The organism is Shewanella putrefaciens, assembly GCF_016406325.1.
In the GTDB taxonomy this organism is placed as follows: domain Bacteria; phylum Pseudomonadota; class Gammaproteobacteria; order Enterobacterales; family Shewanellaceae; genus Shewanella; species Shewanella putrefaciens.
Window position 1 is genome coordinate 1,880,107 of record NZ_CP066370.1, and the last position, 15,241, is coordinate 1,895,347.

A 15,241-nucleotide genomic window follows, 5' to 3' on the forward strand; every position below is an offset into this window, starting at 1 on the left:
TTTAACCTTATGAGTAGACAGCAGACACGGCGAATTTTGCTAGTGGGATTGTTATTGCTCGGCGGTACATTGTTAGGAAAAGGACTCTATATGCAAGCTAAAGCACATTTCGCACAATATTTGATAGAACAAGCATGGACTAAGACTCTGGCCGATGGACAATCCCACAAACCTTGGTCATGGGCCGATACCTATCCTGTTGCTAAATTGTCTATTTATCAAAACCATAAATTGACACATTTTGATGAGATTGCCGCAAACGATAGCTTATATGTGCTTGCGGGAGCGTCGGGACGTAACCTTGCGTTTGGCCCAAGTTTAGTGTTATCCAGTGCGTCAGCAGGCCAAGTAGGGAATACGGTTATTGCAGGGCATAGGGACACGCATTTTGCGATATTAAATGGGATGAGTGTTGGACGAAAAATATCCCTACAAACGGCTTCGGGAAAAGACATTCTTTACCAAGTAGTGGCAACGCAGGTTGTGCACGAGTCACAAACGGAGTTTATGGCACCTTCAGAAGATGAAAGGCTCACCCTTATTACATGTTACCCTTTTAATGACATTCAAGGCGGAGCCGAACTACGATTTGTGGTACAAGCCGTGCCCGTTTTATCCTCGTAAATCACCTCGTTTCAGCTAAGGCGTGATGATGTTTCAAGTGCTAAAGCCATCTGAAATATCAACACGCCTAGTTACTTATTGGCATCACCCGATTACGGCCGAGTCGTTTGGCTTCATAGAGTAACTTATCCGCCTTTTCAATCAGTTGAAGCCCTGTTTGTTTTTCTTGCCATTGCGCGACACCAAAAGAGGCACTGATATTATCGATGCGTTCATCTTTACGTCTGTCTTTTAAGCTGAGCTTTTCAAGCCCTCTGCGCATGGCTTCAGCCAATTGACGGGCAATGCGTAATTGGCTCTTAGGCACGAGAATGGCGAACTCTTCACCGCCAAAGCGGTACAGTTTAATTCCATCACGGCAGGATTCTTGTAAGCGCTTAGCAACAGCACGCAATACCTGATCGCCCATTTGGTGACCATAGGAGTCGTTAAACACTTTAAAGTGATCGATATCGACCAAAATGACGCAAGTCCCTTCGGGAGCTTGGGTTAGCATACCGCTGAAGTCGGCATCAAATGCGCGGCGGTTAAGGCACCCTGTGAGCGCATCGTAAAGTACATCTTTTTCCGTTTGTTCGAGTTTTTTCTTAAGGGCATCGATTTCCGTTTGTGCCTTTTGTAATTGTCCGGTGAAAAATTCAGTGCTAGAACGAATATTGTCGGATTCTTTTACTAAACTCCGCACTAAATCGAGTACTTGCTCGACACTAAAACCTTCATCTTCAATACGATGGAGTTTCTCAAAATTGCTCTCAATACGGGATTGAAACTCATGGGTATCAAGATTGGTGTCTTTGAGCGATTGCGAAAGCTCAGTCACCATGGCATCTAAATTTTGGCGCATTTCTCGTACGTCCAATTCGACGGGATCGGCCACATATTGGCGGTAGAGCAACTCACTACTCACAGGCGGACAAGTATTGTATTGCGCGATAACAGTATCAAGCTGCTCATTTAATGCTGAATTTTGCTCCCCGACATAGGTGTACCAGAGTGCATAATTCACTGGTGTCGTGGGAATTTTATGTTTTAGCATTAGCGGAACGGCTTTTTTTAAATTTAATGCGGCGGTTTGTAATAATTCTCGTGACATGCAGTGACCTTAATCAATAAAAACGACCAATAAGAGCGGTGGACTGAGTCGTTAGCGCCATTTATCGCTGATGTTAAACAGCATGCCACCGATGTAAAACATATCCCAAGAGATCCATCACAAGCTGTGATGTATATGATAAAGTTTATCCGCAAAATTAAATAATGATAATAACTTGGGAGAAAGTCGTGAAAAATTTCATCCTAGTCAGTGTTCTTAGCGCCTTGCTAACTGTACCCGCTGACGCAGCCACATCCTTTACCGATAGCCTAGATCTGACCCAGTACCGTAATGATGTGAAAACCCTCGCCAGTGATGCCTTTGGTGGACGGGCACCTTTATCTGAAGGTGAACAATTAACTTTAGATTATCTTGAAAAAGCCTTTAAAGAGATGGGGCTTAAACCCGCGTTTGGTGACAGTTATTTACAAGCCGTGCCTTTAGCTAAAATTAGCGCGGATCAAAATATGCAGCTTGATATTGGTGGCCTTAAATTGGCCAATGGCAGTGAATTTACCGCCAGAACCCAAAGGATTGCCGAAAAAGTCAGCTTAAAGAATAGTGATGTTGTGTTTGTGGGTTATGGCATTAACGCCCCTGAATACGGTTGGAACGATTATCAAGGCCTCGATGTAAAAGGCAAAACAGTGATCGTATTAGTCAATGATCCTGGTTTTGCTACCCAAGATCCAAACGTATTCAAAGGCAATGCGATGACCTATTACGGTCGCTGGACCTACAAATACGAAGAAGCGGCGCGCCAAGGGGCTGAGGCCGTGTTTATTGTGCACGAAACCGCACCAGCAGCTTACGGGTGGGGTGTTGTACAAAACTCCAATACGGGCACTAAGTTTACCTTGGTCGACGCTAATAATAACCAAGAGCAAGTAGGTGTTATGGGTTGGGTGCAACATGATGTTGCCCAGAAAATCTTTGCCAAGGCGGGAATGGATTTTGATACCTTAAAACAGCAAGCGGCAAAACCCAATTTTAAAGCGTTGCCGCTTAAACTGCGGGCGACATTGACTTTAAATAATACTATCGAGCGGGCTGAGTCCCATAATGTGGCCGCGTTATTACCAGGAAAAACTCGGCCTGATGAAGTGGTGATGATGCATGCTCACTGGGATCATTTAGGTACTATCATTGAAAATGGTAAGCCAGAAATCCTCAATGGTGCGGTTGATAATGCTAGTGGTGTTGCTGGGGTCTTGGCTCTTGCTCGGTATTTTAAGCAACAAGCCGAAATCGCCCCCTTGGAGCGTTCGATTATTTTCAGTGCTTTTACCGCGGAAGAAACGGGTTTGATTGGTGCACAGCATTTTGCGCAACATCCGAGTGTCCCCACTAAAGACATCGTCGCATTCCTTAATATCGATGGAATGAACGTGGGACAGAGTGTTGATTATATTCTACGTTATGGTGACGGCGTTTCTGAGTTGGAGCAATATTTGGATAAAGCGGCCAAAGCCCAAGGTCGTCTAGTCAAAGCGGATCCTAGGCCACAAAATGGACTCATGTTTCGCTCTGACCATTTTGCACTAGCACAACAAGGGGTTCCTGGATTGTTATTTATGAGCCTTGGGGATACCGATCCCGATTATATTGCCCATAAATACCACCAAGGTGCGGATGATTACGATCCTAATTGGTCATTAGCTGGGGTAAGCCAAGATTTAGAGCTAATGGCGCAGATGTTAACAATGTTGGCGAATAGTCGTGATTGGCCCCGTTGGATAGAGTCGTCTGATTTTAAAGCTAAGCGCGAACAGGATGGCCGTAACTAATCGTTACTTCTACAGATTGAGAAGGGCGCATATGGCGCTCTTCTTTGAAATTACCCTTTAAAAGGTATAGCTCACTGAAAGCATCGGGCCTATAAAACTGTAATCAATATTGTAATCAGCAATTTTTGTGTCTTTACTGTCTGATTTTTGGGCAATATCGACGTCTACTTTATAGTAGTTGTAGGCCACACTCATACGCCAATTGGCCGTAATTTGTGCGTCGATACCGACCTTTATATCTATCAATTCACCTTTTATATCATTCAGAGTGATAGAGAAGTATTGGAAATGACTCGCTACTTTCCAACCGGCAATGAATTCATAGTTTGCATAGAGTCCTAAATTGGGTAATGGCGCAGTAACATTCTCGTCCACGATACGGGGGATTGCTTGGCTTGCACAAACATTGTTCAACAACTCGGAGGCATTACAAACGCCAATAACACCTTCAAACCCTGTTTTGATAAACATAGTGTGCAGGCCAATAGAAAGGCCAATATTGTAGTGACTGCCTTGGAAAACATCGTAACCATAACCGATACGTAGGATATCGATATTTAGGGTAGAATTAAGTTTGCCACCCATTTTGATATCGTAAATGGTATCGTTAATTTCAATCTGAAAGGGTTGACTTAGGGCTTGCGTTTCTGCGCTGCGGTGAAGTTGTTTCCAGTCTAGGTAGATGTTATGACGTTCGTTAAAGTGATAATTCCATTCAATAAAGGGTAAGAACTTATTTTCGGTTAATTGCAGATCAGACTCATAATCCAAAGTGTAATTACTCCCAGAAATGGGATTAGTCACATCCATGCGCGTGTCAGATTGTGAGTAAAAACCACCTAACTCGACAGTAAAATCACTCGCCTGCACTTGGGCACTTACAAGTGTCGCGATCAATAGTGGGCACGAGCGGATTAACATCACAAGCGTTACTCCAATATTTTCTTATTGTATTTGGCGCTAACATCAAACTTTAATGCCATAAAAAAGACATCCGGAGTGTATCAGTAATTTTTTGTGTGTGAATAAAATGTATTTATTTTTATGCTTTTTTGTGATGAGCGACAAAGGTCGCACGCTTGCGCAACCGTTAACAGTAAAGTTGCGTTTAAGATCACAGCAAATAGTGGAGTAGAGCTGAGGTTTGCCAAAGGATAGAAATCAGGGAGGTTAACTGGATTGATAGCAATCTGCGATGATCACATTGCTAATCATCGCAGATTATTAGAGCAAAACTTAATGGAGGTTATTTCGTCTTGAGTGATACGAGTTTTGCCTCGGGTGAAGTTGGCTCAGTCTGAGTCATCGAGCCATCAGTACTGCTCAAGTCATCTTTATTGAACATTCCTAGACGGATGCGAATAAAGTGTAAAATTTGCGCAGCAATATCGACATTCAAACAAGATTCTAACCCTTCAAATCCCGGAGATGAGTTTGCCTCACAAATTTTATAATGGCCGTTATCAAATAAGAGATCGATGCCTGCTACATCAAGATCGAGAATATTTGCTGTTTGTGTGGCTAGCCATTCAATTTCAGGTGTTATCTGGAAGGGACGCGCCGAACCTCCAGCACTGACATTGGCTTTAAAACTGTCTTCCTGACCACGTCTTTCATAACAACCTGCGACTCTGCCACCGATAGTGAATACCCGTAAATCGCGGCCATGGCTATTGGCAATAAACTCCTGCAAAATGATGTTAGCGTTTTTATTCGTCGCTTCAATCAATTGCATCAAGTCGTCAAATTCCCGTGCCTTATGGGATAAAAACACACCGCTGCCCTGCGAGCCTGACAGCGTTTTTATCACCACAGGAAACCCTAAATGGCGTTCCACGAGATCGATATCGACTGGAAATTTAACCAACATGGTTTTGGGTGTTGGCAAGTTTTTCTCGGCCAGCAACTGCTGGGAGAAGAGTTTGTCTTTTACAATTTCGATCGCTTTAGAGGGGTTAAGGCAATACACCCCTAAACGCTCTAAATGGCGAATAATGGCCAGGGCAAAATAGGTCGTCCCTGAACCCATTCTTGGAATGATAAAATCAGGCAGCTCAACGGCTTGCCCATTCAATAAAATACTCTTGTTATCTTCTCTAGTGACCGTAAGATCAAATTCATCAGGGGCGTAAACTGTTAGCTCTATATTGTCAGCCTTAGCCGCAGCCAGCAGACGCTCAATTTCATACCATTCAGGTTTTAGCTGAGTCGCGGTTTCTTTATATAAAATCCAACCGCGCATTTAGTCGCAAACCTTAATTTTCATGCTTTATCCTCGGGTTCAGGCTCATCCTGAACGTCATCTTCAATATCAACATCAAATATCACTTCTGGCTCGACTTCAGGCTTAGTTGCAGGCAAATGCACCGTACCAACCACGGCATAAAAAGGCTTACCTTGGGCGAGTTTGCGGTACTTTAACCAGATCTGCTCCAACAAGCTACTGGGAGCGATATTTCCTTTAGCGACTTCAACAAATTGTGCTTCGTCGGCAGTACAAGGAAGTGCCTTTCCTTCGGCGAGATTTTTCATTGCATGACCATGCAATTCAAGGAGTTCAGCCTCTTTACTGGTAAAGTCACCACTGCGTTTAAAGCCCTTGGGAAAGTTTGTATCGTCATAGAATCGTTTGTGCGATACAAAACTGGCAGCTGAGCCGTTAACCGTCTCAGAACCCTTGTTAGCGTTTGAAATAGACTGTTCAGACATGGCAGTTACCTTCTAGTTTTTGATAAACAAAGATTTGCAACTGGAGTATTGGCTAGTATTATTGATTTATAAATCAAAAAAATTTGCCAATGTTGGTCAAGAATTTTTATGGATACTGATTTACTCAAGACATTTCTCGAAGTTTCCCGTACTCGCCATTTCGGCAAGGCGGCTGAAAATTTGTATCTCACGCGCAGTGCGGTGAGTTTTCGCGTTAAGCAGCTCGAAGGGATACTTGGCGTTGCGTTGTTTGAACGGCAACGTAACAATATTCAACCTACGCCTGCCGGGGAGCGAATGTTAGGCCACGCCGAAGCCGTGTTAACCGCGTGGGAGCGTGCTAAACAAGATGTCTCCTTGAGTCAGTTACAATCGACTCAATTGGCAATAGGAGCGGGCCCCAATATTTGGGATGCGTATCTTCAAGGACATTTGCAGGATTTGCATATTGGCTTACCGGGTGTCGCTTTGCGCACGGAAGTATTGCCACTGACGGTAATGACTCGGCAATTGATGGATAGAACGCTGGATATTGCGATTTCCTTTGACCCACCCAAACTTGATCAATTTGAGCTAGTGCAATTAGGACAGATTAATTTATTGTTGGTGTCCAGCTTGGCCGATATGGCTGTCGATGGGGTATCTTCAGGGCAATATGTAAAGGTGGATTGGGGCACGGCTTTTAATATTATCCATGCGCAGGAATATGCCGCGTTGCCTGTTCCTAGCCTACATACCAGTTCTGCACGTATTGCCTTAGATTTTATTTTAAATAATGGGGGTTGTGCATTTTTACCTGAACATCTTATTCAGCCATTGCTGACTAAAGGGATGTTGCATTTGGTCGCAGGAGCGAACGCGATTTCCCGTAGCGTTTATGTCGCTTATTGGGCAGAGAATGACAGGCTAGAGCAGATTAAACAGGCAATCACATTTCTTATTGATGATGGACAATAAATCAAAAATAATTTAACTGAATATGCCTTTAGTTTTGTTAACTTAAGGCATTTTAGGGCCAGATCAGTAGGTCAAAAGGTTAAAGAAATAAGGGGGCTAAGATACTCAACCAAGTAATACCGCACAGCGTCAGGCTTATAAATACTGCCGCCGATGCAATATCTTTAGCTTGGCCACTTAATGGATGAATTTCACTGCCGACGCGATCAACTACAGCTTCAATTGCGGAGTTTAATAGCTCAACAATCAATACGATAAACAGTGTGAAAATCAGCATTAGACGTTCAATAGTACTGATATCGACCAGTAAAGCGATAGGTAACATCACTAGACACAGTACTAATTCTTGTCTAAATGCGGCTTCGTGAGTCCAGGCCGCTTTTAACCCTTTCATCGAAAATCCAGTCGCTCTAAAAATACGCTTAATACCATGATTATTAGCTGGTTTCATTGTGTTTCCATTAACATTAGCTTATTGGTTGCTAAGGGGAGTCGTTCAAATAAAGCTGTTAAAATAGGCCTATAACATTGGGATATTTAAACGAATGCATAAAAGTGGCCGCAGTATAGCCCGAGTTGAAAACCGCATAAATAGTTAACTGTGCAAATTATCAGGATACCTCTAAGTGTTAGCGCTTATCCGCTAGCCATCTTGGAGACTTCAATCTAAGCTTGGTATTGGAACATAATTCACCATAAGGACATGGGAATGACTCATACAAGCCAATTATTTCTTTTAATCTCTAATTCTTTCATTCTGTTGCGGTTATTATCAGTTTCCTTGCTGCTGGTATGTCTATCGGTTAATGCCAACCCCAGTGCGCCTAAGATCCAACTTGCCACAGAGCTGACTGCCGACAAGACGAGTTATGATATTCGCGAGTTTTTAATCAGTGAAAAGTTAGATGGTGTTCGTGGATACTGGACTGGGCATAGGTTAGTCACCCGTCAAGGATATCCCATTAATGCACCCGTATGGTTTACTGCTGACTTTCCCGCAATTCCTATTGATGGAGAGTTGTGGCTTGGGCGAGGGCAGTTTGAAGCTATTTCAAGTTTAATCCGTCAATCCTCTCCCAAAGAGGACGCATGGCGTAATGTACGCTTTATGGTATTTGACTTACCCAAAGCGGAGGGGAATTTTGAGCAGCGCTATCGATTGGCGATAAAGATGTTTGCAGGTAAATCTGCTTATATTGAGGTCATTGAGCAATTTCAGCTTGATAGTATTGAGGCTTTATACCAAAAACTAGATAGCCTTGTGGTTTTAGGTGCTGAAGGGTTAATGCTCCATCGCCGCAGTGCATACTATATTGCAGGCCGAAATCCAAACTTGATGAAGTTAAAACCCTACTTTGATGCAGAAGCTAAAGTCATTGCACATATTGCAGGTAAAGGTCAATTTGCAGGTCAGATGGGTGCATTAAAAGTGCAAACGCCAGACGGCCGAATTTTTAGTATTGGCACAGGTTTTAGTCTCGCAGAGCGCCAACATCCCCCCGCAGTGGGCACTATCATCACCTATAAATACCTTGGGCTTACCGTTAACGGTTTACCGCGGTTTGCCAGTTTTTTACGGGTAAGAACCGATATAGTCGAGTCCCCATTGGACGGCGGTGTTGACCGTTCTGGGCAATAAGCCTATATACCCTTGCCCATACGAACTAGGCTGCGAGTCTTAAAGGAAAACGAGTGTTAAAAATGCAATATAATTATCGGATCTTGATGGTATGTATGGGCAATATTTGCCGTTCGCCCACAGCAGAGGCCGTCTGTCGCGCTAAAATTCGTGAGCGTCACCTTAATATCGAAGTCGACTCGGCGGGAACTATTGGTTATCACCAAGGGGATAAGCCCGATAGCCGCGCTATTGAGGCTGGTAAAAAGCGGGGTTTTAGTTTCGAGGGCATGCGGGCGCGGCAGGTGGTGAATGCTGATTTTGAGCATTTTGATTTAATTCTAGCTGCGGATAATGCCAATTTGGCGGATCTGCTTAGCCGTTGTCCAGTTGAGTATCAACACAAGTTACAGTTAATGTTGTCCTATGCTGATACGCAAATAACGGAAGTACCAGATCCTTACTATGGCGGTGCACAGGGTTTTGAACTAGTGCTCGATCTCCTCGAGCAGAGTATGGAAGCTTTATTAGATCAATTGACCGAAAAGTTCCGTTGAGATACGTATTGCCATTTACGGTTTGGGTTTTATGATAAGTTCGGGTAAATCCCCTTATGCGAGATGACGATGAAAGTAATGGATTCTGAAAACCGAGTATGGTTCCTTTTGGAGCATGAAGGTCGTTTGTACTTGAATGCAAATTGCAACATGAGTGCATTTGGCTATAGCTATATGATCCAGCTCAATGATCAGGAACTGCAAAATTATGAAGGTGGTGGCCGCGAGTATCTAAATAATCTTGCTCACGATATTCACTATTCTGTTCCAATCGCAAAAGACACATCGTCAATTTACAGAGGTCGTGAAGTCTCAAAACAGCTAGCTGGTTTAGCAACAGGAGCGATTAAAGCGTGGCGTGCTTAAAATCGGTTAACTTTAAAATGCCCCAAAGCTTGTTTCAAAGTTTAAAATGCAAGTAGGGCGAATAAAGTTGTGGCTATAAAAAAGCTAATGTGATGAGGTTACTTTCAACCTAGAAGTCATGCCCGTCCGAACTTTCAATAAAGCCACAGCAAAGTAAACATCATCATAAAGTCATTAATAGATATCAGTATAGTTTGACTACAAACATCAATGGTTGTGGGCTGCTTACCTTGTCAGGTTTAGTTGGTAAGATGTTGTTCATAAAGAAAATCAAATCGTTGTACATTTAAGGACATATATGGAAATTTCATTACTTGCCGATAATCCATCTGCGATAGACACGGTAGCTAGATGGTATTTCAATGAATGGTGCCAAGACAATGGTAGTTATACCGAGGAGGAAGTCGTTGAAAAAGTCTCTGCATCAATAAATCGAGATACTGCGCCTATTCTGATCGTCGGAAAAGTAAGTGGTGTTCTTGCTGGTTCAGCAGAGCTAAAAATTCGAGAAATGGACATATACCCAGAATTTGAGTTTTGGCTTGGTGGTGTTTACGTCACTCCGCAGGCCAGAGGGCAGGGTGTCGCCTCAAAACTTGTGAAAGAGATAATATCGCTAGCACATAAAATAGGCGTGAAAAAATTATATCTTCAAACAGAAGATTTAACCGGAGGTTTGTACCTACATCATGGATTTAAGCCTATAGAACAGGTGAATTATAAAGGCATAAATGTATTGGTTATGGGCGCAAACATCGGTGAATAACAAGTGTGTGAAGGTACATTGTGGCTCAATTGTATAAAAGCGGTCAGCGAAGAATCTGGGTGGGTACCATTAAAAACTTGAAAGAAGTGGTAGATCTATCCCGCGACTAAAGCCCCCTTGCCACACAGTCAAATCCAAAATGGCTCTTCGGTGTATTGTGCCAAGAGGGTGATGACTGACGGATATTGAGAGCTTATATTAGGCACGCAGAAGTTATTGGCGTAAAAGTGTTTTTAACGCGAAAGTTCTGTTTCTGATAATAAAAAAGCCAGTATATTCAATATACCGGCTTTAAATTTAATGAATGAGCGCACTAAGCTGGAATATAAAAGTCATTAGCGTCTTGTCTTTAGCAAAATCTGCGTCCTATATTCCAAATGCAGAGTGGCTGACTAATCGTTATGGCGTTTGCCTGAACGTTTCAGTCTCTCTGCTGCCAGTTTGGCTTCTTTCTCTGCTTCTTTTTCGGCCATGATACGGGCGACTTCAATCTTTTCAAGTTCGGCCATCGCAGGCGTTTCTAACGAGAGTAAGCCTATTTTTCCTGATCGGTATTCATGCAGTAATAACTCTGATGCCTTGTGCATATCGATGCGGCCTCCGGGACGCAGCGCACCACGTTTACGGCCGATTTCCTCGAGAAGTGCGACATCATCCTTGGGTAATTCACTTAAGTTATAGCGCTCACAAATCTCTTTTGGATAAGCGGTTAAGAAATACTTGGCGGCGAACAGGGCCACATCTTCATATTCCATCGCCGTATCTTTAATGGCGCCAGTGACGGCAAGGCGATAGCTGCTGGCTTCGTTATCCACTTTGGGCCATAAAATACCTGGGGTATCCGACAGCACGATACCGTTACGTAAATTGATCCGTTGCTGGGTTTTGGTTACCGCAGGTTCGTTACCGGTTTTGGCGATAACACGACCAGCTAAGGTATTGATGATGGTGGATTTCCCAACGTTGGGTATTCCCATGATCATAGTGCGAATGTCTTTTTCGGTTTTATCGCGACTCGGCACTAGCTTACGGCAGAGATCAGGAATTTTTTTCACCATTGCCGCTTGAAGTGTGGTGATCGCCGTGGCTTTGACGCCTTGCTCACGCTCTAAGTATTCAATCCATTGTGCGGTGATCTCTGGATCGGCCAAATCAGATTTATTGAGCAGTTTGATACAAGGTTTGTCGCCTCGAAGCTGAGCCACCATGGGGTTTTCGCTACTGTAGGGAATACGCGCGTCCAGCACTTCGATAACAAGATCGACCTGAGGCATTGCCTCTTCAATCTCCTTGCGTGCCTTGTGCATATGCCCCGGATACCACTGAATTGCCATGATAACGCCTTGTCCTAAATAACTTAAAGAACGGCTATTCTACCTTGATGGTGGTGAATGTCATAAAAAAAGCGCCCAAAGGCGCTTTAATTGCTTAATCCGTGACTGTCTCTTGCGATTGTCACTTGGATTAATAGGCTGAATTAGGGCTTAGATCACCCCGAGTTCGCGCAATCTCTCCATCAGATAACTGTCGGCGGTATAACGATCTGATAGCACTACTGCAGGGTTTGGATGTAAAAATAACGGCAAAGAGATCCGTGACTTGGTTTTATCCGTACCTTCAGGATTGATGACGCGGTGTGACGTCGATGGGAAATAGCCGCCAGAGGCTTCCTGTAACATGTCGCCGATATTGATAATAATGTTGCCAAAATCGCTTGGGACATCTAACCAAGTGCCATCTTTGGCTTTTACTTGCAATCCAGGCTCATTGGCTGCAGGTAACACTGTAATAAGGTTGATATCTTCATGGGCTGCAGCGCGAATGGCGCCCATTTCTTCAGTGCCCGTCATTGGTGGGTAATGCAGAATGCGCAGTAAGGTTTTTTGGCTATTGGCGATCATTTCTGGCAATGGCATCGAAAACTTGGCTTTTACGTCTTCTGGTGAGTAGGTTTCGATCCACTCTAATAGTTCTGCAGCCAGCGCGTTAGCTTTATCATAATAGGCGAGAATATTGGCACGTAGTGAGTCGGGTATACGGCCCCAAGGATACACGTGGTAGTACTCTTTAATGTCTTTGACTGTGTTGCCTTTGGCGGTTTCAGAAATCGATGCAGGGAAGAAACCGTCGTGGGTTTCCTTTTTAAACATATAGTTGTTTTTGGCTTCTGAATTAAAAAAGGCTTGCCACTCGGTGTAGATGTCTTCAACTAAGCGCTTATCAATCGGATGATTAGATAAAACACCAAAGCCAGTTTCTCTAAGTGATTCAACAAATTGCTGCGCACTATTTTCAGCACGGTAATCAATGGTTTCTAATTTCATATTGGTTTCTACTTGTTATATTTAGTTGTAATTTGACCCGCAGCAAGTGTAGCCGTGCGGTGAGGTGGGTGCAAATACTCAGCGACTGTGATCTGGATCAACTGCCGTATTTTCCGTCATTTATGTAGTCGCTTATATTGAGTACTTAATATGAGCACTTATATTAGTACTTACTTGAGTGGTAAGATTTTAGTCACCAAATCCGTTAGTATGGGCATTAGATTTGTTGTGATTGGATTGATGTCAGCCGCATTTTGAAGCCGAGTGCAAGAAATCTTGCTTGGAGTGGGTCTTATGTTGGCTTCCTTATAAATCAGCTTCTTAATCAACTTAATTGAGAGTATCGAAATAGACAACGACGTGAGTCGAAAGGGCATAAATATGAACAAACTGACCGATTTTGAACGCTATGTTATCGAAGAGAAAGGCACTGAACGCCCTTTTAGTGGCGAATATTATAAGCACGACGCTAAGGGATTATATTTATGCAAAAAATGCCACGCTCCTCTTTATCGATCTGATGATAAATTTAATGCTCATTGTGGTTGGCCTGCTTTTGATGATGAGATTCAAGGCGCTGTAACTCGCCATATCGATGCCGATGGTCATAGAACAGAAATCGTTTGTAGTCAGTGTGGTGGTCACTTAGGTCATGTATTTGAAGGGGAGTTTTTGACGCCTAAAAATGTTCGTCATTGTGTTAACTCGATTTCACTTATATTTCAGGGATTGGAGCAGACCTATACGCCGTCATCGAACCAATTTGCGACTTTGGGGGCGGGCTGTTTTTGGTGTGTTGAGGCCATCTTTAAAAATCTGAAGGGCGTTGTCAATGTGACCTCAGGGTATTGTGGTGGCGAAGCCCATGATGCCGATTATAAATCTGTTTGCTCAGGCCAAACCGGCCATGCTGAGGTTGTGCATATTGAGTTTAACCCAGAGGAAATTGATTTTACGACATTGTTGCAAGTGTTTTTTGAAAGTCACGATCCAACCACGCTTAACCGCCAAGGTAATGATAAGGGGCCACAATATCGTTCGGTCGTTTTTGCTCATAACGCGGATCAAATAGAACAAACTAATGAAATGATTGCAAAATTAGAGTCAGCTAAAGTTTTTGATGCGCCTATTGTGACGCAGATTTCAGCCTTTGAAACTTTTTATCCTGCTGAAAATTATCATTATGATTATTTTGCTTTACATGGCGAGGAACCCTATTGCCAAATAGTGGTTCGACCTAAAGTGGAGAAAATCAAAGCCCTATTTGCAGCACTGCAGAAGGCTTAATTTACGCCATTCCTCAAGACATGTAAGGCTAAAGCAATAAAAACGCCACCCAATTAAGGTGGCGTTTTGTTAGTTGTTAAGTGAAAACACCGTCATTGATGGTTTTCAGCTAACCACTGGGCATACTGTTTGGTGTAATAGCTGACAATCAAATCTGCACCCGCCCGCTTTAAGCCGATAAACGTTTCTGTCACCACGGCACGCTCATCCAAGGCGCCTGCAAGGGCGGCAAACTTGATGCCAGCATATTCGCCGCCGACTTGATAGGCGGCGAGTGGTAGGTGGGTTTCTTGTCTTAACCGGCTTAACACATCCAAGTAGGGCGTACCGGGTTTAACCATCAGGATATCGGCGCCTTCGGCTTCATCTAATAAGGCCTCTAACAGGGCTTGACGACCATTAGCATAATCCAGTTGATATCCCTTGCGATTTCCGCTGAGTTCACAGTCAACCGCCGCTCTAAAAGGACCGTAAAAAGAAGAGGCGAATTTTGCCGAGTGGGCCAGAATCGCCACATGTTCAAAACCTGCGGCATCAAGCCCTTGGCGAATGGCTTTCACTTGTCCGTCCATCATGGCCGATGGCGCTAACATATCGGCGCCAGCTTTGGCGGCCGTCACCGATTGCTTAACTAAATTTTCGACGGTGAGATCGTTGCAGACTTCATTATTGTGCACCACGCCGCAATGGCCGTGATATGTGTATTCACAAAAGCAAATGTCGGGGATCACCATCATCTCGGGCACTGCGGTTTTAATTGCGCGCACCATACGGGCGAGTAACCCATTGTCATCCCAAGTGTCGCTGCCTTTATCATCTTTTGTATGGGAAATTCCAAAGGGCATCACATAGCGAATACCGAGTGCATAAAGTTCACGAACCTCATCGGCTAATGCGCTTTCAGGAAGACGACTAATTCCAGGAAGAGTCGAAATGGGTATCGCATGATTGATCTGTTCTTCAATAAATAGCGGGTGGATTAAATCTGATAATGATATTTGGGTTTCGCGCAGCAGATCGCGCATCGCTTCTGAGCTACGTAAGCGTCTTAGGCGACGCAATGGAGGCGTGTTTAACATGACATTTCCTTATCGAAGGTGGAGCGTAATACAGTGGTTCAATCTAGGTGCAGGTGTTAGCTCTGACAGATATA

General features: G+C 43.7%; 16 protein-coding genes. 8 read left to right on the forward strand and 8 right to left on the reverse strand.

The window, feature by feature from the left end; genetic code table 11:
- Positions 1 to 9: 9 nt before the first annotated feature.
- A complete protein-coding gene (locus tag JEZ96_RS08420) occupies positions 10 to 624 on the forward strand; it encodes a class GN sortase (RefSeq protein ID WP_011919186.1) in 615 nt (204 codons plus the stop codon).
- A 67-nt stretch (positions 625 to 691) separates the two neighbouring features.
- Here JEZ96_RS08420 and JEZ96_RS08425 read toward each other — a convergent pair whose 3' ends face one another.
- Entirely contained in the window at positions 692 to 1,717 is a 1,026-nt protein-coding gene (locus JEZ96_RS08425) for a GGDEF domain-containing protein (protein WP_011789573.1), read from the reverse strand.
- A gap of 164 nt (positions 1,718 to 1,881) precedes the next feature.
- On the opposite strand from JEZ96_RS08425, the gene JEZ96_RS08430 reads away from it, so the two are divergent.
- Positions 1,882 to 3,504 carry a M28 family metallopeptidase gene (locus JEZ96_RS08430; protein WP_061783103.1) on the forward strand — a complete coding sequence of 541 codons (1,623 nt, stop codon included), beginning with the start codon at positions 1,882 to 1,884 and terminating at the stop codon, positions 3,502 to 3,504.
- 57 nt (positions 3,505 to 3,561) lie between these two features.
- On the opposite strand, the gene JEZ96_RS08435 is transcribed toward JEZ96_RS08430, so the two are convergent.
- From JEZ96_RS08435 to JEZ96_RS08445, 3 genes are all read right to left on the reverse strand, one after another.
- A complete protein-coding gene (locus JEZ96_RS08435; RefSeq protein ID WP_011789571.1) occupies positions 3,562 to 4,425 on the reverse strand; it encodes a hypothetical protein in 864 nt (287 codons plus the stop codon).
- Positions 4,426 to 4,750: 325 nt separating this feature from the next.
- The gene (locus JEZ96_RS08440; protein WP_011789570.1) at positions 4,751 to 5,746 is read right to left on the reverse strand and encodes an ATP-grasp domain-containing protein; all 996 of its coding nucleotides are present in this window, start codon (positions 5,744 to 5,746) and stop codon (positions 4,751 to 4,753) included.
- 20 nt (positions 5,747 to 5,766) lie between these two features.
- Positions 5,767 to 6,213 carry a DUF413 domain-containing protein gene (locus JEZ96_RS08445; protein WP_011789569.1) on the reverse strand — a complete coding sequence of 149 codons (447 nt, stop codon included), beginning with the start codon at positions 6,211 to 6,213 and terminating at the stop codon, positions 5,767 to 5,769.
- Positions 6,214 to 6,321: 108 nt separating this feature from the next.
- Here JEZ96_RS08445 and hdfR point away from each other — a divergent pair, with 108 nt between their 5' ends.
- Positions 6,322 to 7,170 (forward strand): HTH-type transcriptional regulator HdfR, encoded by an 849-nt coding sequence (gene hdfR / locus JEZ96_RS08450; RefSeq protein WP_011789568.1) that lies wholly within the window; start codon positions 6,322 to 6,324, stop codon positions 7,168 to 7,170.
- 79 nt (positions 7,171 to 7,249) lie between these two features.
- Here hdfR and JEZ96_RS08455 read toward each other — a convergent pair whose 3' ends face one another.
- Positions 7,250 to 7,621, reverse strand: a complete 372-nt coding sequence (locus JEZ96_RS08455; RefSeq protein ID WP_011789567.1) for a diacylglycerol kinase — start codon at positions 7,619 to 7,621, stop codon at positions 7,250 to 7,252.
- Positions 7,622 to 7,879: 258 nt separating this feature from the next.
- On the opposite strand from JEZ96_RS08455, the gene JEZ96_RS08460 reads away from it, so the two are divergent.
- The 4 genes from JEZ96_RS08460 to JEZ96_RS08475 all read left to right on the forward strand — a co-directional run bounded on the left by JEZ96_RS08460 (position 7,880) and on the right by JEZ96_RS08475 (position 10,477).
- On the forward strand, positions 7,880 to 8,809 hold the full coding sequence (locus tag JEZ96_RS08460) for a DNA ligase (protein ID WP_061783101.1): 930 nt from the start codon (positions 7,880 to 7,882) through the stop codon (positions 8,807 to 8,809).
- A 62-nt stretch (positions 8,810 to 8,871) separates the two neighbouring features.
- On the forward strand, positions 8,872 to 9,345 hold the full coding sequence (locus JEZ96_RS08465; protein WP_041420649.1) for a low molecular weight protein-tyrosine-phosphatase: 474 nt from the start codon (positions 8,872 to 8,874) through the stop codon (positions 9,343 to 9,345).
- Between the two features lie 69 nt (positions 9,346 to 9,414).
- On the forward strand, positions 9,415 to 9,711 hold the full coding sequence (locus tag JEZ96_RS08470) for a hypothetical protein (RefSeq protein WP_014610436.1): 297 nt from the start codon (positions 9,415 to 9,417) through the stop codon (positions 9,709 to 9,711).
- 298 nt (positions 9,712 to 10,009) lie between these two features.
- Complete coding sequence (locus JEZ96_RS08475; RefSeq protein ID WP_011789563.1) at positions 10,010 to 10,477, forward strand: GNAT family N-acetyltransferase; 468 nt, start codon at positions 10,010 to 10,012, stop codon at positions 10,475 to 10,477.
- 392 nt (positions 10,478 to 10,869) lie between these two features.
- On the opposite strand, the gene ylqF is transcribed toward JEZ96_RS08475, so the two are convergent.
- Together ylqF and JEZ96_RS08485 are read right to left on the reverse strand one after the other, a co-directional pair.
- A complete protein-coding gene (gene ylqF / locus JEZ96_RS08480; protein ID WP_011919190.1) occupies positions 10,870 to 11,811 on the reverse strand; it encodes a ribosome biogenesis GTPase YlqF in 942 nt (313 codons plus the stop codon).
- Positions 11,812 to 11,961: 150 nt separating this feature from the next.
- A complete protein-coding gene (locus JEZ96_RS08485) occupies positions 11,962 to 12,801 on the reverse strand; it encodes an isopenicillin N synthase family dioxygenase (protein ID WP_025008103.1) in 840 nt (279 codons plus the stop codon).
- 381 nt (positions 12,802 to 13,182) lie between these two features.
- On the opposite strand from JEZ96_RS08485, the gene JEZ96_RS08490 reads away from it, so the two are divergent.
- On the forward strand, positions 13,183 to 14,088 hold the full coding sequence (locus JEZ96_RS08490) for a bifunctional methionine sulfoxide reductase B/A protein (protein WP_011789560.1): 906 nt from the start codon (positions 13,183 to 13,185) through the stop codon (positions 14,086 to 14,088).
- 92 nt (positions 14,089 to 14,180) lie between these two features.
- On the opposite strand, the gene hemB is transcribed toward JEZ96_RS08490, so the two are convergent.
- Positions 14,181 to 15,167 (reverse strand): porphobilinogen synthase, encoded by a 987-nt coding sequence (hemB, locus tag JEZ96_RS08495; protein ID WP_025008104.1) that lies wholly within the window; start codon positions 15,165 to 15,167, stop codon positions 14,181 to 14,183.
- Between the last annotated feature and the right edge of the window lie 74 nt (positions 15,168 to 15,241).

What these genes read in the sequence shown, in the direction of transcription:
- JEZ96_RS08420 (WP_011919186.1), top strand. Translation starts at nt 10, where the DNA reads ATGAGTAGACAGCAGACACGGCGAATTTTGCTAGTGGGATTGTTATTG.
- JEZ96_RS08425 (WP_011789573.1), bottom strand. Translation starts at nt 1,717, where the DNA reads ATGTCACGAGAATTATTACAAACCGCCGCATTAAATTTAAAAAAAGCC.
- JEZ96_RS08430 (WP_061783103.1), top strand. Translation starts at nt 1,882, where the DNA reads ATGATAATAACTTGGGAGAAAGTCGTGAAAAATTTCATCCTAGTCAGT.
- JEZ96_RS08435 (WP_011789571.1), bottom strand. Translation starts at nt 4,425, where the DNA reads ATGTTAATCCGCTCGTGCCCACTATTGATCGCGACACTTGTAAGTGCC.
- JEZ96_RS08440 (WP_011789570.1), bottom strand. Translation starts at nt 5,746, where the DNA reads ATGCGCGGTTGGATTTTATATAAAGAAACCGCGACTCAGCTAAAACCT.
- JEZ96_RS08445 (WP_011789569.1), bottom strand. Translation starts at nt 6,213, where the DNA reads ATGTCTGAACAGTCTATTTCAAACGCTAACAAGGGTTCTGAGACGGTT.
- hdfR (WP_011789568.1), top strand. Translation starts at nt 6,322, where the DNA reads ATGGATACTGATTTACTCAAGACATTTCTCGAAGTTTCCCGTACTCGC.
- JEZ96_RS08455 (WP_011789567.1), bottom strand. Translation starts at nt 7,621, where the DNA reads ATGAAACCAGCTAATAATCATGGTATTAAGCGTATTTTTAGAGCGACT.
- JEZ96_RS08460 (WP_061783101.1), top strand. Translation starts at nt 7,880, where the DNA reads ATGACTCATACAAGCCAATTATTTCTTTTAATCTCTAATTCTTTCATT.
- JEZ96_RS08465 (WP_041420649.1), top strand. Translation starts at nt 8,872, where the DNA reads ATGCAATATAATTATCGGATCTTGATGGTATGTATGGGCAATATTTGC.
- JEZ96_RS08470 (WP_014610436.1), top strand. Translation starts at nt 9,415, where the DNA reads ATGAAAGTAATGGATTCTGAAAACCGAGTATGGTTCCTTTTGGAGCAT.
- JEZ96_RS08475 (WP_011789563.1), top strand. Translation starts at nt 10,010, where the DNA reads ATGGAAATTTCATTACTTGCCGATAATCCATCTGCGATAGACACGGTA.
- ylqF (WP_011919190.1), bottom strand. Translation starts at nt 11,811, where the DNA reads ATGGCAATTCAGTGGTATCCGGGGCATATGCACAAGGCACGCAAGGAG.
- JEZ96_RS08485 (WP_025008103.1), bottom strand. Translation starts at nt 12,801, where the DNA reads ATGAAATTAGAAACCATTGATTACCGTGCTGAAAATAGTGCGCAGCAA.
- JEZ96_RS08490 (WP_011789560.1), top strand. Translation starts at nt 13,183, where the DNA reads ATGAACAAACTGACCGATTTTGAACGCTATGTTATCGAAGAGAAAGGC.
- hemB (WP_025008104.1), bottom strand. Translation starts at nt 15,167, where the DNA reads ATGTTAAACACGCCTCCATTGCGTCGCCTAAGACGCTTACGTAGCTCA.